Here is a 19,372-nt window from a genome sequence, read left to right as displayed (position 1 = left end):
TAACAAGGTTCACCAAATGATCAACTGACCGCAAGGTTGCTCGGGGAAACGACTGAATCAGCCTGCACCGGACCTGTTTCGAGCGGCATTCCGGCCACTGGCGCTCCGAGCGGTCATCCGGCGGGTCTGTCGCTAATGGCCATTCGGCCGATGCGATCGCCACAATCGGTCGGCAGCCTCGATCAGTTCTGTTCATCTAGCCGTGATCAATCTGCTCCATACACCTGGCGGCTCTTGGGCGGACAGAAAAAGGCCTCTAATCTCCACCTGGCCAACCCCGCCATCGGAGGCGAACTTAATGGACTGGAACCGGCGCAAACGAACACGAAACGTGTTCAGCGTCCTCCTCGCAAGCGGCGCGCTCCTTCTGACCAGCGGGGCACCCGCGCTGGCGGAGCCAGCGGCATCGGACCCCTTTATCAGTGAGATCCACTATGACAACGCTGGTACCGACACCGGCGAGGCCATCGAGATCGAGGCGCCCGCCGGCTTCGATCTGACCGGCTGGCAGATCGTTCTGTACAACGGCGCGAACGGTGCGGCCTACAACACCCGCACGCTGAGCGGCCCGATGCCGGCGGCCGGTGTGGTCGTCGCGACGTACCCGGCGGACGGCATCCAGAACGGGTCGCCCGACGGCGTAGCGCTCGTCGCCCCGGGCGGTGCCGTGGCGGAGTTCCTCACCTACGAGGGGACGATGACCGCCGTCGGCGGGCCGGCCAATGGGCTGACCGGCGTCGACATCGGCGTCGCGGAGACCGCGACCACGCCGGCCGGCGAATCGCTGCAGAAGATCGACGGTACGTGGCGGGCCCCCGCGCCGAGCAGCTTCGGCGTCGTGAACACCGTCCCGGGCGGCGGTGATCCCGACCCGGATCCGGCTCCGGGCTGTACCGTCACCGTCGACCACACCATTGGCGAGGTCCAGGGCGGCGGAGACGCCACGCCGCTCGCGGGCACCCGGGTCACTGTCGAGGGCGTGGTGACCGCCGACCACCGCAGCGGTGGCTACAACGGGATCTACGTGCAGACCGCCGGCAGCGGCGGGGACCGTCCCGTCGCCGCGGGCACCGCCTCGGACGGCATCTTCGTCTACCTGACGACCAGCACGGCCAACCACCCGTCGGTGGCGATCGGCGACCGGGTCCGGGTTAGCGGAACCCCGAGCGAGTTCAACGGGCTCACCCAGCTCACCATCGGCGCGAAGGCCGACCTGCAGGTCTGCGAGCACAGCCAGACGCTGCCGGCGCCCGTCCCGGTCAGCCTGCCGCTGGCCGACGGCGCCCGCGAGTCGGTCGAGTCGATGCTGGTGTCGCCGGTCGGCCAGTACACCGTCTCCGAGGTGTACAACACCAACCGCTACGGCGAGGTCGTGCTCACCGCCGGTAACCGTCCGGCCGCCAACCCCACGGACGTCGCCCGTCCCGGCTCGGACGAGGCGAAGCAGGTGGCCGCCGCGAACAAGCTCGCGCGGATCCTGCTAGACGACGGCCGGACCACCAACCTGTCCACCGCCGGCCTGCTGCCGCCGTACCTGTCGAAGGCCAGCCCGCTGCGGGTCGGCGACTCGGTAGAGGCATTCGGGTCGTCGGTGCTCTCGTACGGCTTCAACGAGTGGCGCCTACAGCCCAGCACCCCGGTCGACGCGGACACCGCGCCGCCCGCCCGGACCAGCTTCAAGACCACCAACCCGCGTACCCCGCAGCCGGTGGACGTCGGCGGCGACGTGCGGGTGGGCAGCTTCAACGTGCTGAACTACTTCGTGCACTTCGGCGGGGACGCCCGCGGCGCCGCTGACGAGGCCGGTCTGGCCAAGCAGGAGGCGAAGATCGTCTCGGCGATCAGCGCGCTTGGTGCCGACGTGGTGGCGCTCGAGGAGATCGAGAACTCGGTCCGGTTCGACGCAGGCGACCCGCAGCAGGCGCTCAAGCGCCTGGTCGCCGCCCTGAACACCAAGGACGGCAACGGCACCTGGGACTACGTCCGCAGCCCGGCTAACCTGCCCGGCCCGACCCAGCAGGACTTCATCACCACGGCGATCATCTTCAAGCCGGCGAAGGTACAACCCAAGGGCCCGTCGCGGTCGGTGAACGACGAGACCGTCTGGTCCAACGCCCGCGAGCCCATCGCCCAGACCTTCACCGCGGGGAAGATCGCCTTCACCGTGATCGCCAACCACCTCAAGTCCAAGAGCGGCACCGGGACCGGCGACAACGCCGACACCGGCGACGGCCAAGGCTCGTGGAACGGCGACCGGGTCCGTCAGGCGCGGGCGCTGGCCGTATTCGTCGACCACGTCAAGGCGGACAGCGGCACCGACGACGTGCTGCTGCTCGGCGACTTCAACGCCTACACCCACGAGGACCCGATGCAGGTCCTCTACGACAAGCAGTACCGGGACCTGAACAACACCGGCAAGGCCACCTACGTCTTCAGCGGCGAGTCCGGCTCCCTCGACCACGCCCTCGCCTCCCCCTCGCTCGCGGCCCGGGTCACCGGCGTCGACGTGTGGCAGATCAACGCGGTCGAGTCGTACGCGTTCCAATACGACGGGCTGCCCGCCTTCTACGAGGCGAACCCGTACCGGGCCAGCGACCACAACCCGCTCGTGGTGGGCATCAACACCCGCGCGAACCCCGTCAACCTGCAGCTGCTCAGCATCAACGACTTCCACGGCCGGCTGGAATCCCCAGCCACCGTCGGCGGCCAGCCTGTCGGCGGCGCCGCCCAGCTCGCCGGCCTGGTCGGGCAGCTGCGCGCGCAGAACCCCAACACCGCGTTCGTGTCCGCCGGCGACAACATCGGCGCATCCACGTTCATCTCGGCGATCGACGGGGACAACCCGACGATCGACGCGCTGAACCAGGCCGGCCTCGCCGCCTCGGCCGTGGGCAACCACGAGTTCGACAAGGGCATCGCCGACCTCACCGGCCGGGTGTCCGACCGCGCCGACTTCCCGTACCTGGGCGCCAACGTGTACCGGGGCGACGCCCGGGCGCTGCCGGCGTACTCCGTCAGCACGGTGGGCGGGGTGCGGGTGGGCTTCGTCGGCGTGGTGACCGAGCAAACCAAGTCGCTGGTCAGCCCCGACGGCATCGCCGGGCTGACTTTCCGCGACCCGGTCGCCGAGGCCAACCTGGTCGCCGGCCAGCTCAAGGACGGCAACCCGGACAACGGGGAGGCCGACGTGGTGGTGCTGCTCGCGCACGAGGGCGCCGCGACGGAGAACATCACCTCCGCCGAGGCGCTTGCCAACGACCCGGTCTTCGGCAAGTTCACCCGGGTCGACGCCACCATCGACGCGATCTTCAGCGGTCACACCCACCAGCCGTACGCGTTCGAGCTCCCGGTCCCCGGATCGGACCGGCTGCGTCCGGTGGTACAGGCCGAGGACTACGGCAAGCGGCTGGGCAAGGTCGCGCTGACCTACGACCCGAACACGGGCCAGGTCACGACGGCCGACGCGCAGCTGGTCGACGTGGTCGGCGCGCCGCAGGACCAGGCGGTGGCCGACATCGTGGCCACCGCCAAGACCAAGGCAGGCGAGCTCGGCAAGCAGCAGCTGGGCTCGATCACCGCAGACATCAAGCGGGCCTACACCAACGGCAACGAGGACCGGGGCAAGGAGTCGGCGCTCGGCAACTTCATCGCCGACGTGCAACTCGCCGGCACGAAGGACCAGGGCCGGGGCGGGGCGCAGATCGCGTTCATGAACCCCGGTGGCCTACGCGCCGACCTGCTCTACCGCACCGACGGCATGGTGACCTACGCGGACGCCTTCGCCGTCCAGCCGTTCGCCAACGACGTGGTGACGAAGAGCTACACCGGCGCCCAGATCAAGCAGGTGCTGGAGGAGCAGTGGCAGCCAGACGGGGCGTCCCGTCCGGTGCTGTGGCTGGGTGTCTCGAAGGGGTTCAGCTACACCTACAACCCCGACGCGCCGAAGGGCTCGCGGATCACCTCGATCAAGCTCAATGGCACACCGCTCGACCCGGCGGGCACGTACCGGGTCACGGTGAACTCGTTCCTCGCGACGGGCGGTGACAACTTCGCCACCCTCGGCGACGGCGCCGACCCGGCGACCACCGGCGACAACGACCTCACCATGCTGGTGAGCTACTTCGCCGCGAACTCGCCAGTCACCGCGGATACTCAGCCGCGGTCGGCCGTCGGGCAGGCGGGTCCGCAGTGCACCACGACCATCACCGGCGCGTACCGCAAGCCGCTCGTGGTCACCGCGGGCCTGACCTGCCTGGAGAACGCCACGATCGGCGGCCCCGTCACGGTCAACCCGGGCGCCTCGCTAGTGGTCACCGGCGGCACCATCAGCGGCCCGGTGTACGCCACCCGCCCGGTCCTGTTCGATCTCGCCAGCGCCACCGTGTCCGGCCCGGTCACCGTCACCGGCGCGACCGGCCAGCTGAACATCACCAAGGGCAAGGTGAACGGCCCAGTGTCGGTCACCGCCAACACCGGTGGAGTCCGGATCGACACCGTTACCGTCAACGGTCCGATCACCGTCAACAGCAACACCGGCAGCCAACCGGTAGTCATCTCCGCCAACACCATCAGCGGACCCCTCGCCTGCTCGGGCAACACCCCGGCCCCGGCAAACGAGAGCCGACCCAACAGCGTTAAGGGCCCCGCATCAGGCCAGTGCGCGCGACTGTAATCCATATGTGAGTCGCGGTCAGCGGCCGGAGCCTGACAGGCTCCGGCCGCTGACTCTGTTCCAGTCGCAGTGGTCAAGACGTTCGTCGGAGACAACCGTGCCTTCCGCGGCGACAACCGCTTTCTTGTTGGCTGTTCTAGCGATCGCAGGGGTCCGCTCCGGGCAGAAGGTGCGGGGTTGGGCAACAGTCAAGACGTTCGAGGTCTGTCACTGGATGAGCGAGACCGATCTTCCGCTCCCAGCAACGCCTGTCGTCCGGGCTAGCGGGCGTCAAGCCGCCGGTCATCGAACGGCGGAGGACGACGCATCGGCGGCCGCCTCCGCCCGCACCGCTCCGCCCCGTGAGTCCGAGCCGCGTCACTGCACAGGACCGACCAGCCATCGAGATTCGAACCCTGAGCCCCCTCGGCTAAGAGGCGTCTGATTCAGATGTTTATGGGTGCTGTGATCTTCGGATGTCTCGCCAGGTTGGGGTGATTGAGTCGGCGGTCCGGCACGATGGGACGTCAATGTGACCGTCGATGAGGAAGGTGCCGGGGCTGTGTCAATCGTGACCGTGGGGGCAGTGTTCGGGCTGGCCCTGCTCGACATGCTCAGCCCCGCCCTCATCGGAGTGACCGTCTACCTGCTCCTGGCACGCCCCCGACGCCTCGGGCTCCTACTGGGCCTGTACCTGGGAACGATCGCCGTCGCATACCTCGCTCTTGGCGTCCTACTGATGTTGGGGCTGGGAGCGATACTGCCTGCGATCGACCCGTCAGTATGGGCGTGGATCCAGGGCGGGATCGGTATCGCACTCTTCGCTGGTAGCTGGTTCATCCCCGCGAAGAAACGACCCGACGTAGAGCCGGCTCCGGTCAAGACCCCCACCCCGCGCTCGATGGTCCTCGTGGGGCTGGGGACCTGGCTCTTCGAGTTCTACACCGCGGTCCCGTACTTCGGCGCGATCGGAATCATGACCTCCGCCGGACTGGAACCAGCACAGTGGCTCCTGCTGCTGGGGGTCTACGTGATCATCATGATCCTGCCCGGCATCGCTTTGTACTTGGCATGGTTGCTACTGCGCGAGCGAATGCAGGAACGCCTCGAACGCTGGCAACGAAAGATCGCGGGCGGCTCGCGCACCGCAATGAGCTGGATCGTCGGCATCGCCGGTGTACTGATCTTCCTCGACGCGCTCCCCAACGAAATCGCCATCACAATCCCTTAACCAACAGGAACACGGCTCCCGCTCGCAGCAGCGGTGACTGCGTGGCACGCCAGCTACGCCAGCGGCGTGCTGCCCGAGTCGGAACTACCCGCACCAGGCCCTCGGCTGGGACCACGACTGCGTCGGCTTCGACTACGTCCACTGCGCCGTGGACGACCACAGCCGCCTCGCCTACGCCGAGATCCACCCCGCTCTGGAACGCCAAGCCCTCACGGCCCTCGCTAGCGCCTCGCTTTGGAACCGGGACCGGTGAGGTGGTGGGCCGGCAGCCGGCCGCGCCCGCGCGGGCCATGACCCGCTCGGCGTAGGCAGGTCCGTTCGATGCCCGACGGCGACCCGGCCACCTGGATGGTGACCGGGCCGCCGTCGTACAGGACGCGCGCTACGGGACGCGCGCTACGGCGCGCCCCGTGTACGCGCTACCGGAGCGGGTCGAGCGAGAAGTCCGCCGTGACCGTCTTGCCCGCCTTGAGCGTGACCTTCGCCGTTTCAGGCGCGTAGCCCTGGACCGCAACGACCAGCGTGAGCGGGTTCACCGTCGCGTCGATCCAGTACGCGTACGTACCGTCGTCCTCGGTGACCAGCGTCTGGCGGTATCCCTTGCCGCCGGTCACCTGGACGATGGCGCCACCCAACGGCTCGCCGGTGGCCGCCGAGGTGACGGTGCCGGCGACCTTGCCCCACGACTTCGGGGCGGTGACGTTCATCGACACCGGCACCTCACCCACGTTATACGGCGTGTTGGTGCTGGCACCGATCGCGGCGGAGTACGCGCCCGGCTGGTCGACGTCGGCCGACATGGTCGCCTCCACCGTGACCGACTCGCCCGGCTCGAGCGTGACGGACGGCCTGTCGAAGGACACCCAGTCCGCCGGAGCGCCGCCCGTGCTACCCGTCACGTTCATCACGATGTGCATGCCCGGGAAGCCGATCGACGAGGTGTCGGCCGGTTCGGAGATGCCGCAGTCCACCGAGGCGATGTACGACGGAGCCGTCTGGCCGGCGTTGTTCGAGCCGATGAAGAAGTAGCCATCCGCAGGGACGCTCACCTCGACCACCAGGGTGCCACCGGACGGAACCGCGCCCTCGACCGGGACCGTCACCAGAGTGCCGTTACCGGCCGGGACCGTGGCGTCGGCCGAGCCGATGAGCGTCATGTTGGCGTACCGCAGGTCGCCCTCGAGCGTGTAGAGGTTGACCGTGAGCGGCTGGCTCCCCTGGTTCACCTCCACCCCGAACGACACGCTCGACACGTCCAGGCCGTTGAGCCCGAAGTCGTCCAGTGTGAACGTCCGCAGGTAGGAGTTGTTCCGGGTGGTGGCGCCGTTGTTGCACGACGCCGAGTTGCCGGTCATGATCGCCTGCGACGCGGAGTGCGTGATGGTGATCTCGTCGGCCGGGATCGGCGCCGCCTGAGGCGTCACCGTCTCGCCCTTGACGTTCGAACGCGACATCGACGAGCCGGCCGCCGACAGCTTCCCCTTCGGGGCCACCGACGCCGGGACGGTCGCCTTACTCTTCACCGCCGTGAGAGCACCCGTGGCGAGCGGCGCGAACTCGCCGCTGCGGGCTTCCAGCTCGACCGACGCCGGGGCGGTGCCCTCGTTGGTGATCGTGAGCTCCTCGGTGTGCGAACCGCCCATCGTCAGCTCGGCATGGGTGTCGCCGTCCGAAGCGATGGTCACCTTGCCCGCCGCCAGCGCGGCATCGAACCTCACGGTGCCGTCCTCGGTGACCGTGACCGAGCCGGTGGCACCCTGGTAGTTCGGCGCCGTGACCTCGACCGAGTAGTCACCGGTGAGGACCGACGTCGAGTACGTGCCGTCCGCTCCAGTGGTCGCGGTCTTGCTCTGGGCCTCGGAGGAGACCGCCACGGTCGCGCCAGAGATCGGCGCACCCGTGTTCCGGTCGGTCACCGTGCCGGTCACCGTGCCCCGCGGCGCGGAGTCGTAGTGGATCGACATTCCGGCGTTGATCGCCGGGGTGTTGTAGGAGAACTGATGGGCGATGGTGCCGTTCTCGTTCTCGATTCCCACCGTGGCCGAGCTGCCTGCTGAGAGCGCTCCGCCCGAGTTCGCCCCGTAGCCGAGCTCGATCTCACCGTTCGCCAGGAGTGTCACGGAGAAGTTCGTCCGCTCGGCGCGGTTGGAGAAGAACGCGACGTTCCGGTACTCGAGGACGAACGCGTCGACCCCATCGACCTGGGTGGTCGCGGAGTACAGACCCGACGAGGCGTCGAAGAACAGGTCGTCCCACAGCCCGTAGATCGCCGCGTTGGGTACGGAACTGTTCGGGATCTGGACGTTGCCGAGTGAGGTCGAGAGCCCGGCGAAGTTCACGTGGCCGTTGGTGGTCACGTACGCCGTCGTGTAGTCGCCCTCGTAGTACGGGAACGAGAACGGCAGCGGGACCGTGGTCGCCGCGTCGTCACCGGTCAGGTTCACCCGGGTGTCACCCGTGGCGGCCCCGTCGCTGCCGACCGTGCAGAAGTACCCGAAGTCGTCGTACCGACGGGCGATCTCGGCGGTGACCGTCTCGTCACCGTCGACGACGACCTCCTCCGAGAACGCGCTCGTGCAGGTGCCGCCCTCGATCGAGATGGTGTAGGTGCCCTCGGGCACGTCGGCGAACGCGAACGCGCCGTTGGCGTCGGTGGTGACCGGGTCGATCGGTGCGGAGATGCTCACCGTGGTGCCGACGAACGGGTTGCCCGTGGCGACGTCCGTGACGGTGCCGGACACGGTGTGGCGTGGCGCGGCCTCGAGGTCGATGTCCACCGTGGTGGTCGCGTCGACGGTGACCGTGGCGCCGGTCGGGGCAGACGGCAGGTAGCCGAACGCCGAGGCCGAGACCTGGTAGTCGCCCACGGCGACGCGGGCGGAGTACGTGCCGTCCGTGCCGGTGGTGACGGTACGGTCGTGCTCGCCGTCGACCGTCACGCGCGCCCCGCTGATCGGGTCGCCGTCGGTCTCGGTGACGGTGCCGGCAACGGTGCCCATGTCACCGATCGGCGCAGCGTCGATCAGCGCGGCCAGGTCGAGCGTGCCCTCGCCGTAGACGTTGTTGTTCTCGGCGGTGCCGCCGCACGAGGTGTCGTCGACGTTGTGGGCGGCCTGGTTCAGCAGTTCCCAGGTGCCCGGAATGTCGCCGATCAGTGCCGGTGCGGCGCTCCACAGTACGGCGACGGCGCCCGCGAGGTGCGGGGCGGCCATCGAGGTGCCGTTGAAGAGCGCGTACCCATCACCGGGGACCGAGGAGCGAACGGCCACGCCCGGGGCCGAGATGTTCGGCTTGATCCCGCCGCCCTCACCGGGACCGCGCGAGGAGAAGGACGCGATGCGGCCCGAGGAGTCGACCGCGCCCGCCGAGTAGTTCGTAGTGTTCGCGCCCGGCGAGGAGGTCGTCTGGCAACCGGGACCGCTGTTGCCCGCCGACCAGGCGCCGAAGATGCCGGCGGCAGCCCACGCGTCGGTGATGTCCTGGTACCAGTCGTCGATGGCCCCGGCGGCGACCGCGCCCCACGAGTTGTTGACGACCTGCGGCCGCTTCGCCGGGTCGGGGTCGGTGCCGTCCGTGCGGGTCGGCGCGGTGATCCACTCACCGGACTCGAGCAGGTCGGCGTCCGAGCAGGTGTCGCAGCCGTTGGCCTCGATCCACTGCGCGTCGGGCGCGACACCGATCTGGTTGCCCGCGCCGTCGTCGCCCATCATGGTGCCCATGGTGTGGGTGCCGTGCCCGTTCACGTCGCACGGATTGCCGGCGCCGCACCGCCCAGAGGAGTCGAACGCGTTGTAGTCGTTGACGATCGTCCCGTCGGGCTGCCGACCGCGGTAACCGTCGGCGAGCGCCGGGTGGTCGAACTGGACGCCGGTGTCGACGCTCGACACGACGATGCCCTCGCCCGTGAAGCCCTGGGCCCAGACCTCAGGGGCGTTGATGAAGTCGAGGCCCCACTCGACCGCGGCTGGGGCGTTCGCCGGCGCCTTCTCGCGCTTGACCGGTTCGACGAGGTCGAACTTCGTGGTCTCGGTGATCTGGCTGACCTCGGACTGCGCGGCGAGCTCCTTGGCGAGCTCCAGCGTGCCGTCCTCGACGAGGATGCGGTTGCTGATCCAGAAGCTCTCGTGGTCGACGCCGTTCGCCTCGAGCTGCTGGATCACGTCCGCCTGGGACGTCTTGGCCGTGCTGGTGAGCGCGTCGTAGACGTACTGGCCGCGCTTGCCCCAGTCGGCGATGTTCGGCGCCGCGTCCAGGTTGGCCTTCGCCGACAGCTTCACCCAGAAGTCCGCCGAGTCGTGCGTGGTGAGCGTCTTCTCGACGGCCGAGGTGAGCTTGTCGGCCGGGTTGGCTGACGGTGCTGTGGTCGACGGCGCGGCGAACGCGGGTACTGCGCTCGCCATCGCTGTCGCGAGAACCGCGAAAGCCGCTGTCACGACTGACGCGCGTCTCGCATGTCTGGTTCGTGTGTGCACGGAACCTCCATGTACTAGCGCGCCGCAGAGACAGGACGCGCACGACACCCCACGGTCGTGGGCTATAGACCAACATGGATGATGCGGCACAGGTGGGTCTACCCGGCGGCATGGGCAACTCGGGAGCACTCCGGTCAACTCGTGGCTAACTGATGGTCAGCGCGTCATAACCGTGCGGCGTTTCCGGGTCCTCGTCCCAAACCCATGAGATGGCGGGTTCTCCGACATGGCATGACTCCGACAGGGGCGACCGATGAGTAAGTCACGAGGCTGCACGCACAGCACATATCGACTCCGGCCGTTGGATGCTCGGAAGCGGCCCGCCGGCAGGGAAGGACCACGTGGCCCGAACGACCAAACCGCTAGTACCTGGCAGCAGCGGACAAACGCGCCGGTTGCGCTGGGCGTGGCGCCCATGGGACTCACCATCGTGCCGGGGACCAGCACCGCGAGTGCCAGCCCACAGCCGACCGAGACCTACGTGGTGCAGATGGCACTCGACCCGGTCGTGGCCTACGAGGGCGGAGTTGCCGGCCTTGCCGCGCCCAAGCCCGCCCCCCGGGCGCAAGGTCGACCCGCGGTCGGCCGGGTCGTGTCGTACGTCGACCACCAGGAGGCCCGGCACGCCGCCGCCCTCAGCCGAGTCGGCGGCGGCAGGAAGCTCTACGACTTCAGTTACTCCTTCGACGGTTCGCCGCTCGGCTGACCGCCGATCAAGGAGAGTGTTCTCGACCCCAGCGACCGGGCGGTGCTGTGGACGGCAGACGACCACCTCGTGGCTCTCACGTCGCTGCTCCCGACCGACTCAGGATGGATCCTGTCACGCCATGGGCATCACCGACTCCGGCTGGGTCACGGGCATCGGCCTCTAAGACCCCGACGGTGTAGCGCCAGGAGGGGTTCCTCGTCGGCGAGTCGCCTGATCAGATCGGCGAGGTCACTGTTCCGACGGCCTGCCGTGTCGCTGCTGGTCAACGCCACACCAGCGTAATGAGCCCCTACACCCCATCCGGAACCGATGGGCAATTTCTGCCGAACTTCGTCATGGCCCTGACGATAACTGTCAATCTCGTCGACTGCTAGTGACAAGCTGCTCACGTGCTGTGCTTGACCATCCATTCACATAGTTCATAGTGTCCTTTCGGGTAGCCGGCGTGACCCACACGGCGCCCAGAGGGCTTTGGGGGGTCGTTCCGGTCCTACCAGCGTCTGCTCCTGTTCCATATCGGGCCGGCGACGCAGGCGGAACGCAGTAGGCCACAGGTAAGGAGAAAGATGACTCTCGCTCGGGGAGAGAAGTCCATCGAGGACGTCCGGATGGAACGTCCACCGGGAGCCGACGGCGCGACCGTGATCATCGCGATCGCCTCCTCGACGGCGGAGAGAGTGCGCCTGGCGTCGCTGGTGACCGGCCATGCTCCGGTGCTGCTGGTCTCGTCGCCGGAGGAGCTCCTGTCGCTACTTGTCGACAGCGCCCCGCCCGCCGAAGCCCCGTCAGTCCATCCACGCGTCGTCGAGCCGCTCCCGCGAGCCCTCATAGGAACGGCTGATGTCGTCCCGGAGGTCGACTCGGACAGGCGGGTGGCAACCTGGTCCGGGCGCACCGTACCCCTGTCGCCCCTCGAGCACGACCTGCTTCGGTACCTTCTGCTGGCACAACTCGGCCGCACCTGCACCTTCGAGTCGCTGCACCGCGCGGTCTGGGGCAACGACCACCTCGGCGGCCGGGGCGACGTGTGGTCGGTGGTGAAGCGACTCCGCCGCAAGCTCGACGAATTGGACTGCCCGCTGCGGATCCAGGCGGTGCGCGGCGTCGGCCTGCGTCTTGTCGACCCCGGCGCGGTGCTGTCAACGAACGCCGAAGAAGCGCGAGAAAGCCGAAACCAGATCTGGGAGTGATACGCCTTCCGGGTCCATGGCGGTCCGCGCGGGTCCGGGCGCTGGTTTCCGTCAAGGGCGGGCAGCCAGTCGCTTCGAGGGACGAAGCGTCCTCTTCCGGCGCGCCGCGCCAGTCCGGATATTCGCTATCGCGGCATAGCCACTCGGTGATGGCAATGACACGGCCGGCGTGGTCGGGGCCAGCGCGGAGGTGACGGTGACGGACGGCGCACCGCTCGCCCGCTGCCTGGCCAGAAGTTCGCCGGATGGGACGCCTGCCGACTTCACGGTCTGCCCGTCGGGGAGGGTGAGGTTCTACGGCCCACCAGCGGGCCACCGGTACTGCACCGTTCAGTACTGACCGAGATCCGGGTGTAGTTCTGGGGCTGACGTGACCGCGCGCAGCTCGGCGGCCACCTCGGCGATCAGGTCGGTGAGGGAGGCGTCGCTGCCGGGCGCGACCCAGCGGGCGAACGCCACCCGGCAAACCATGACGCCCGACTCGGTGGCCAGGGTGGCCGTGGTCTCGCCGACGCCCTTGGTACGCAGGGCGGCGGCGACCGCCGCCGCCAGCGAGCCCGTCTTGCGCAGCTCGCGCTCCTGCAGTTCTGGGCTGCCCTCGATGATGGACTGACGCAGGCGAACCAGGTCGAGGCGGTCGGCGAAGATCTCGTCCGCGACCCGGTGAAAGGCGGCGATAACCGCCTCGAAGGGGGCGGCGTCCGTCTCGGCGACCGCGAAGGGTTCGATCGTGGACGCGTCGAGCGCCGATCCTGGGCTAATGCCGCTGGGGGCGTCGTCCTGGCGGCCCGCCCGTCCGCCAGGCAGCGGCCGGAGAGGGGCTTTCAGTGCGCGGGTGAGGAACGTGCCACGATGACGCCGGGCTTAGCGGCGTCTTAAGCGCCCGGACAAGCCGGGTGCCGGTTCGTGCAAATTGCGCAACATGAAGACGGTTCGCATAAGCCCCCTACCTGCACGACTCCATAGACGAACGCTGGTACTACCGGACTTGGTGCGCTCCCACGAGCGTCCAACGGGTTCAGCTCCACGCAGTCGGCGTAACGTCCACGTCTCCTGTTTCGCCTTACTTCACGAGTCGTCATGCTCCTTGACGTAGACGCCCCGACCAGGCTCTCCATATACGACGCCTTTGGCGTGCAGCACCAGAAGTGCACGCTGCACGGTTGCAATGGAAACGCTGTAGAGCTGTGACAGCTCGCTATAGGAAGGAATCTTGGACTCGGGTGGGTACTCGCCGGTGGCGATGCGGGCGGCGATGTCGTCCGCGATTTGGCGGTAGGTCATTCGTCGGGGCATGTCACTCCTGAGTTGGCGCCCCGATGAGATCACGGGCACTAGCTCCACTCAACCTCCGGCTGACCCAGTGAACTAGGTGCACGTTCGGGTAGGCGGCGAGCGGTGGTCTTGTGAACCTGGGTTGGCACCAAGGGGCACGGACCCTCTCGGCCGGGGGTCGGGCCAGGTCCGGCTCCCGGCCCCCGGTTCGGCAGCCGGAGAGCCCGCTCGCCGCGACGCGATGCGCCACGGTCCCCGCCTACGCCCACACGAGCTGCCAATGACGGCGCCCGGATCGGACTGATGTACTCGATGCGCCAGTTCTCGCCGAGTACCTGGACCTCGAGGAGAGTGTCGAACTGCTCGCCGGCCGGGTGCGGGAAAGTCCCACCCGAGAGCCTCACCGTGATCAAGGCCTCGTTACACCGGTCTAGCGGGGGTGTTGCTGCAACGATGCATGACGTGGGAACTGCGGAAACGACGATGCCTGCCATCTCGCCTCTTGCTGGCGAACCGATCAAGCGTGCCGACGCCGAGCGGCTCGCGGGAGTGCTAAAGGCATTCGCCGACCCGGCCCGGCTACGACTGCTCAGCCTGATCCAGTCGGCTCCCGAGGGCGAGGCGTCCGTGAGTGACCTCACCGCGCCGCTCGGGCTCTCCCAGCCGACCGTGAGTCATCACCTTCGGATCCTCACCGAGGCCGGCCTGCTCGAGCGCGACAAGCGCGGCGTCTGGGCGTACTACCGGCTGGTGCCGTCCGCGATCGCCGCGATCGCTGAGCTGTTGACGCCGCCTCGCAAACGGGCGACGAAGAAGACCCGCTGAACGTCACCGTCGAAGTCGGTTGCCACGCCGGCTGACCGGCGCCTACCCGACGCACGGTGATCGACCCGCGTCAGGGATCGCGGCACGTGCACATCGAGGGTCACCCGCTCAGAAAGCCCGCGGCTGTCACCGGCTACCACCAGCCTCGACCGGACGATGCAGGTCAGCGGCGGTCAGCTCGCCAGCCGGGAGAGCCGGGCCGGCGACGCCTGCGTTGTTGACCAGGACGTCGACCCGGCCCGCCTCGGCGCGCACCCGGCCCGCCTCGGCGCGCACCCGGCCCGCCTCGGCGCGCACCTGGTCGGCGGCCGCGGCGACGGACGCGTCGTCGGTGATGTCGATCAGCAGCGACCGGGCACCGAGGGCCTTGGTGGCCTGCGCGCCGCGGGCGGCGTCGCGGGCTCCGGCGTAGACGGTGTGGCCCGCCTCAATGAGGCGACGGGCCGTTTCGAATCCGAGGCCCTTGTTGGCCCCGGTGATCACGGTGACTGTTGTCATGCCACTCAACCTATGCACCGCCGGACGAGACAGGGAGAGCCCTCCTCAGCGGGGGGTCGGCCAGTACCAGGCTGTTCACGCAGGTCCGGCGGACAATGGAAGGGTGAACGACGGTCCGGCAGCCCTCGGCCAAGCCCTGCGCCACTGGCGCGACCGCACCAGCCCCACGAACCTCGGCCTCCCCCATGGCGGCGTCCGCCGGGCACCAGGGCTGCGCCGCGAAGAGCTCGCACAGCTCGCCGGACTGTCCGTGGACTATGTCTTCCGTCTGGAACGGGGCCGGGCCACCTCGCCCTCCCCGCAGGTCCTCGCTTCCCTCGCCCGCGCCCTGCGCCTGACCGAGGCCGAACGCGACCACCTCTACCTCCTGGCCGGTCAGGCGCCGCCCACCACCGGCCAGGTTTCCCCGCACGTCCCGCCGCGTCCAGCGCCTCCTCGACCAGCTCAACAGCAGCCCGCTCAGCGTCCACGACGCCGCCTGGAACCTCATCTCATGGAACCTCCTGTGGGCCGCCCTCATGGGCGACCCCTCGCCCTGGCGTGGCAAGGACCGCAACATCGCCTGGCGGCACTTCACCCACCAGCCCACCCGCGTCACCCACACCCCCGACCAACAGGGCCGCTTCGAGACCGCCCTCGTCTCCGACCTGCGCTCCTCCGCTGCCCGCTACCCCAAGGACACCCAGCTCACGGCACTGATCAGCAGTCTGCGCGGCGCCAGCGACCGCTTCGACGACCTCTGGGGCTCCCACACGGTCGGCTTCCACACCACCGACAGCAAAACCGTCCACCACCCCGACATCGGCCCCGTCACCGTCGACTGCGACACCCTCACCATCCCCGGCAACGACCTGCGCATCGCCATCTGCTCTCCACCAGCAGGGACCGCCACAGCCGACCAGTTCGCTTTGCTGAACACCATCGGGACTCAGGTTCTTAGCTGACACACTCTGCGCTGAGAAGTGGGCGGGCCGTCGGCGTCAACCGCCGAAAGGGCCGCAGCGGCAGCATCGACAACTGACCAGCACAGGGCAGGTGAAACTCCATGCCGCCCAAGTTGATCATCCCACCGGTCACTCCGACCCAGTTGGCTCGGTCGTAGACGGCTCCGGCGCCCGCCGTGCCCAGGAGCGCACCGATCAGGCTAGCCGACTCGTAGATGCCCATGCCGCGGCCGATGTTGGCGCCGGAGGCGTCGGCGATGGCGGCCTGCTGGATTGGCATGACGGCCGCCCACGCCAGACCGGTCAGTATCCACAGAGCGGCGATGGCGTGGGCGTTCGGCGCCCAGGCAAGTCCGACCGCGAAGGCGGTGCTGGACAGCGAGGCGAAGGCGAGGACGCGGGTGCAGCCGTACCGTACGAGGCCGCGTGAGTCGCCGCCGACAAGACCTGAACCAGGCTTATCGCCCGGAAACGTGAAACAGTTACGTATAGCAGCCGGAGGCATGTTTGCCTCAGAAACCTGGAAAGCGCTCCGACCGGACATGAATCCTTCTTATGTTCATCGTGGCTCGTCCGCCTGGGACGACCAGAAGGAGTGAGGGACATGTCGAAGAAGTTTCTGATCAAGCTCGCCGGCGGGGTGGCGCTGGGCAGTGCCGCCCTGCTGCTCGGTACGCCTGTCGCCGCGCTCGCCGCGCCCTACGGACAGGCCTCGGACCGCAACGAGGTTGTCTGCGCGAACAGCGAGCAGACCAACAAGGTGGACATCGCCCAGATCATCAGCGACAACACCATCAAGGACAGCGACGTCGACGTCGACGTCGAGCAGTCCGCCTGGGTCGAGGCGACAAACGACAACCAAACTCAGCACAACATCGTCGTCTGCATCGGGGACATCGACGTGGACGTGGACGTGGAGGAGTAGGAGTTGCCCCGAGTCGCTCCAGCGTGCCGGTATCGGCGGGGCCGGCTCGCCCAGTAGGCCAGCATTCCGGCAACGACCCCGCGATTGGCGACGCATACGCGGGTCCGGACGGAGCCTGGGTTCCCGAGGACGGGCGACGTCGCGGTGGGTAACGGTGGCGCGCTCTCCGACACCAACACCGATGCTCTGACGGCGACCGGTGCCGACATGATCGGTGTGGGCGTGCCCGGTGGCATCGCACCGCTGCGTCGTCGGCGGTCCGCCAACGGCACCGTCACCTGAGGCGGTCAGAAGCGCCAGCGGCCGGCACGGTTTCCCGTGGCGTGCCGCTGGCCTCGTCCTGGTCATACTTCTCATGCTCACCGTGCAGGATCGATCCGGCTAGCGGTGAACGACGCAGTCGTTGTTACCCGATTGCGGCAACAGCGTCCCTGCCCGCGAACGGCAGCCTGCAGTGGAAGCACGTCGAACTGTTGTCCTGCCGGCAGCGCTCGACGCGACGCATGGTCGGTCGCTTTCGGTCACCGGTCTGCCCCGGGCCAACGAGTCCGGCCGCGCCGGGGCGCGTCGCTTCGACGAGGCGCCGCTGCGACATCCCATCCTCAGCCCTCTCGCCGGCTGAGAAGGTCAGCAGGGACGCCCGTCTAGCGAACAGCCGTCGGCCACTTGCTGACCCACGATGACCAGGTCTGAGCAGCTCCGTCTCGCCCTCGTCCGCGATGACGCAGCACGGGTGGCCTCGTCGGTAAATGCCGGGGGCAGTGGCGCGAGCGATCGATCGGGCTCGGCTGACCCAGGCGCGTCATCTTGCAGGCAAGACAAGAAGGAAATCGCGGAGGCCGTCGGTGTCACGCCGGCCACTGTCGGGCAGTACGAGGCCGGCTCCCGGTCTCGACCCGAGCTGGCTCCGCTCGTCGCCGAGCTCCTCGGCGGGCGACCCCGGCGCGGCAGCCCGCGCTCTGCGATCCCATTGGGGCTTGGAACCGGCCCCATCCGCACCTGGTGCGCACCATGGAGGCGCACGGCATCGTCGTCGCCCTCGCCCCACTAGCCGACGGCGAGGTTGCCACCGTCGACGCCCTCTCCACCTCACGTCTACCACGCCCGATTGTGGTGATCAGCAGAGACCGCGCCGACGATGTGTACCGTTATCGTTCACCGCCGCCCACGAGCTGGGTCATCTCGTGCTGCACGGTTACACGCTGCCCGGTGACACGGCACAAGAACGCGAAGCGGACACGTTCGCCGCTGAGTTCCTGACCCCCCGCGCTGCCGCACCTGTCGCACCTGCCGCACCGGCTCAACTTCAAAATCCTGACGAGCTTGCAGGACGCCTGGGGATATCGGCCGACAGCCTGCTCTACCGTTGCCGCGAGGTTGGCCTCTTCTCCGGGCGTGTCAACAGCTGCATGCCCTACGACGCGACCGGGTGCTCACCCCGCAGCCCATCGCAGGATTTCCCGGTGAACAGCCGATCCTGCTACAGCAGGCATTCGACCTTGCCAGCCGCCACGGCTTGACCCTTCCAGCACGCGCCGAGCAACTCGCCTGGCCACTGCCACGCGTGCGCGAGCTGCTGGGCTTCCACGACCACCGCCCCACGGTACGACTGGTGTAGCCACCAAAGTGATGCCGACCCGGGCAGCGCCCAGGGCGCGGAAGCGTTCCTCGGCCGCCGCGATCAGCAGGCCGGCGGCTCCCCCGCCGGCGGTGCACAGGTGCCACCGCGAGCCGGTACGGGTGGCAGCACCACCCGGCAGCGCCTGGCCGCTACCAAAGCTCGGCGGACAGAACGGCCCTTACGCCCCAGCGAACATGAATTAACTACTTATGGCCTCTCACGTACTACATGTTACGAAACCCGGAAACTCCTCTCGTTTCACGTTTATCGGCCTAACGTTCGTCATGGCTCGTCGTCCTGAGCCAACCAGAAGGGATTGAGGAGTATGTCGATGAAATTTTTGACCAAGCTCGCCGGCGGGGTGGTGCTGGGCAGCGCCGCGCTGCTGCTCGCGGCACCCGCCACCGCGCTCGCCGCGACCGACGGAGAACCCAAGGAGCCCGCGGCCTCGAAGCAGGGGGAGGAGTCGAAGAAGAAGTCAGACGACAAGCCCAAGACGTTCAACCTGCGCGACAAGAACGGTAACGGGGTTACCTGCGCGACCAACAAGCAGATCAACGAGCAGAACATCTCCCAGATCATCAAGGACAACACCATCACGGACAGCGTCGTCACCTTCAACGTGTCCCTGTCCGCAGCGCAGGCGGCGACGAACGACAACAAAACTCAGCACACCCTCGTCGTCTGCATCCGCGACATCGACGTGGAGGTGGACGTGGAGACCGATCTGCTCGGCGACCTCCTCAGGATGGTCGAGGCCGGTCTTGGCGAGGCTGGTTCGCCGGTGGGCCAGCCTGCCACCACGGCTGGCGGCGCGTACGCGGGTCCGGACGGAGCCTGGGTGTTGCCGAAGACGGCCGGCGTCGCGGCCGGTGACGGCGGCGCGCTCTCCGACACCAACACCGGTGTTCTGACGGCGACCGGTGCCGGCATGATGGGCGTGGGCGTGCTCGGTGGCATCGCACTGCTGCGTCGGCGGTCCACCAATGGCACTGTCGCCTAGAGCGGCCAGGAGCGCCAGCGGCCGCCAC

The 19,372-nt window shown here is 68.3% G+C and carries 16 protein-coding genes and 2 pseudogenes; 13 read left to right on the top strand and 5 right to left on the bottom strand.

Translation table 11 applies throughout. The features are described from left to right. The first annotated feature begins 331 nt into the window (after positions 1 to 331). Together OG470_RS05855 and OG470_RS05850 are read left to right on the top strand one after the other, a co-directional pair. The gene (locus tag OG470_RS05855) at positions 332 to 4,672 is read left to right on the top strand and encodes an ExeM/NucH family extracellular endonuclease (protein WP_328421520.1); all 4,341 of its coding nucleotides are present in this window, start codon (positions 332 to 334) and stop codon (positions 4,670 to 4,672) included. Between the two features lie 541 nt (positions 4,673 to 5,213). Further along, on the top strand, positions 5,214 to 5,882 hold the full coding sequence (locus OG470_RS05850; protein ID WP_328421518.1) for a GAP family protein: 669 nt from the start codon (positions 5,214 to 5,216) through the stop codon (positions 5,880 to 5,882). 419 nt (positions 5,883 to 6,301) lie between these two features. On the opposite strand, the gene OG470_RS05845 is transcribed toward OG470_RS05850, so the two are convergent. Next, the gene (locus tag OG470_RS05845; protein ID WP_328421516.1) at positions 6,302 to 10,402 is read right to left on the bottom strand and encodes a carboxypeptidase regulatory-like domain-containing protein; all 4,101 of its coding nucleotides are present in this window, start codon (positions 10,400 to 10,402) and stop codon (positions 6,302 to 6,304) included. 367 nt (positions 10,403 to 10,769) lie between these two features. On the opposite strand from OG470_RS05845, the gene OG470_RS05840 reads away from it, so the two are divergent. Together OG470_RS05840 and OG470_RS05835 are read left to right on the top strand one after the other, a co-directional pair. Then, the gene (locus tag OG470_RS05840) at positions 10,770 to 11,060 is read left to right on the top strand and encodes a hypothetical protein (protein ID WP_328421514.1); all 291 of its coding nucleotides are present in this window, start codon (positions 10,770 to 10,772) and stop codon (positions 11,058 to 11,060) included. A gap of 644 nt (positions 11,061 to 11,704) precedes the next feature. After that, positions 11,705 to 12,253: a winged helix-turn-helix domain-containing protein gene (locus OG470_RS05835; RefSeq protein ID WP_328421512.1), complete on the top strand. Its 549-nt coding sequence runs from the start codon at positions 11,705 to 11,707 to the stop codon at positions 12,251 to 12,253. Positions 12,254 to 12,583: 330 nt separating this feature from the next. On the opposite strand, the gene OG470_RS05830 is transcribed toward OG470_RS05835, so the two are convergent. Together OG470_RS05830 and OG470_RS05825 are read right to left on the bottom strand one after the other, a co-directional pair. Next, complete coding sequence (locus tag OG470_RS05830; RefSeq protein WP_328426154.1) at positions 12,584 to 12,982, bottom strand: acyl-CoA-like ligand-binding transcription factor; 399 nt, start codon at positions 12,980 to 12,982, stop codon at positions 12,584 to 12,586. Positions 12,983 to 13,321: 339 nt separating this feature from the next. Next, on the bottom strand, positions 13,322 to 13,537 hold the full coding sequence (locus OG470_RS05825) for a winged helix-turn-helix domain-containing protein (RefSeq protein WP_442931047.1): 216 nt from the start codon (positions 13,535 to 13,537) through the stop codon (positions 13,322 to 13,324). Positions 13,538 to 13,981: 444 nt separating this feature from the next. Here OG470_RS05825 and OG470_RS05820 point away from each other — a divergent pair, with 444 nt between their 5' ends. After that, positions 13,982 to 14,353, top strand: a complete 372-nt coding sequence (locus OG470_RS05820; RefSeq protein ID WP_328421508.1) for an ArsR/SmtB family transcription factor — start codon at positions 13,982 to 13,984, stop codon at positions 14,351 to 14,353. Between the two features lie 126 nt (positions 14,354 to 14,479). Here the strand turns inward: OG470_RS05820 and OG470_RS05815 are convergent, their stop codons facing one another. Then, entirely contained in the window at positions 14,480 to 14,851 is a 372-nt protein-coding gene (locus OG470_RS05815; RefSeq protein WP_328421506.1) for an SDR family NAD(P)-dependent oxidoreductase, read from the bottom strand. On the opposite strand from OG470_RS05815, the pseudogene OG470_RS05810 reads away from it, so the two are divergent. Further along, a pseudogene (locus tag OG470_RS05810) lies at positions 14,784 to 15,152 on the top strand (helix-turn-helix domain-containing protein); the annotation flags it as partial. The gene OG470_RS05815 and the pseudogene OG470_RS05810 sit on opposite strands and share 68 nt — an antisense overlap. Before the next feature lie 175 nt (positions 15,153 to 15,327). After that, positions 15,328 to 15,795: pseudogene (locus OG470_RS05805) on the top strand (MmyB family transcriptional regulator); the annotation flags it as partial. On the opposite strand, the gene OG470_RS05800 reads toward OG470_RS05805, so the two are convergent. Further along, the gene (locus OG470_RS05800) at positions 15,788 to 16,339 is read right to left on the bottom strand and encodes an MFS transporter (RefSeq protein WP_328421504.1); all 552 of its coding nucleotides are present in this window, start codon (positions 16,337 to 16,339) and stop codon (positions 15,788 to 15,790) included. The pseudogene OG470_RS05805 and the gene OG470_RS05800 sit on opposite strands and share 8 nt — an antisense overlap. A gap of 60 nt (positions 16,340 to 16,399) precedes the next feature. On the opposite strand from OG470_RS05800, the gene OG470_RS05795 reads away from it, so the two are divergent. From OG470_RS05795 to OG470_RS05780, 6 genes are all read left to right on the top strand, one after another. Continuing rightward, positions 16,400 to 16,720 carry a hypothetical protein gene (locus OG470_RS05795; RefSeq protein ID WP_328421502.1) on the top strand — a complete coding sequence of 107 codons (321 nt, stop codon included), beginning with the start codon at positions 16,400 to 16,402 and terminating at the stop codon, positions 16,718 to 16,720. Between the two features lie 144 nt (positions 16,721 to 16,864). Next, positions 16,865 to 17,002, top strand: a complete 138-nt coding sequence (locus OG470_RS05790; protein WP_328421500.1) for a hypothetical protein — start codon at positions 16,865 to 16,867, stop codon at positions 17,000 to 17,002. 397 nt (positions 17,003 to 17,399) lie between these two features. Further along, a complete protein-coding gene (locus OG470_RS37170; protein WP_442931046.1) occupies positions 17,400 to 17,771 on the top strand; it encodes a helix-turn-helix domain-containing protein in 372 nt (123 codons plus the stop codon). Between the two features lie 133 nt (positions 17,772 to 17,904). Beyond that, entirely contained in the window at positions 17,905 to 18,240 is a 336-nt protein-coding gene (locus OG470_RS37165) for an ImmA/IrrE family metallo-endopeptidase (protein ID WP_442931045.1), read from the top strand. Further along, positions 18,150 to 18,338 (top strand): hypothetical protein, encoded by a 189-nt coding sequence (locus tag OG470_RS05785; protein ID WP_328421498.1) that lies wholly within the window; start codon positions 18,150 to 18,152, stop codon positions 18,336 to 18,338. Before OG470_RS37165 ends, OG470_RS05785 begins: the two co-directional genes overlap by 91 nt. Positions 18,339 to 18,672: 334 nt before the next feature. Further along, positions 18,673 to 19,344: a hypothetical protein gene (locus OG470_RS05780; RefSeq protein ID WP_328421496.1), complete on the top strand. Its 672-nt coding sequence runs from the start codon at positions 18,673 to 18,675 to the stop codon at positions 19,342 to 19,344. The last annotated feature ends 28 nt before the right edge of the window (positions 19,345 to 19,372 follow it).

Origin of the sequence: Micromonospora sp. NBC_00389, assembly GCF_036059255.1 — a bacterium.
Lineage (GTDB): Bacteria > Actinomycetota > Actinomycetes > Mycobacteriales > Micromonosporaceae > Micromonospora.
This window is presented reverse-complemented; position numbering and strand designations above follow the sequence as displayed.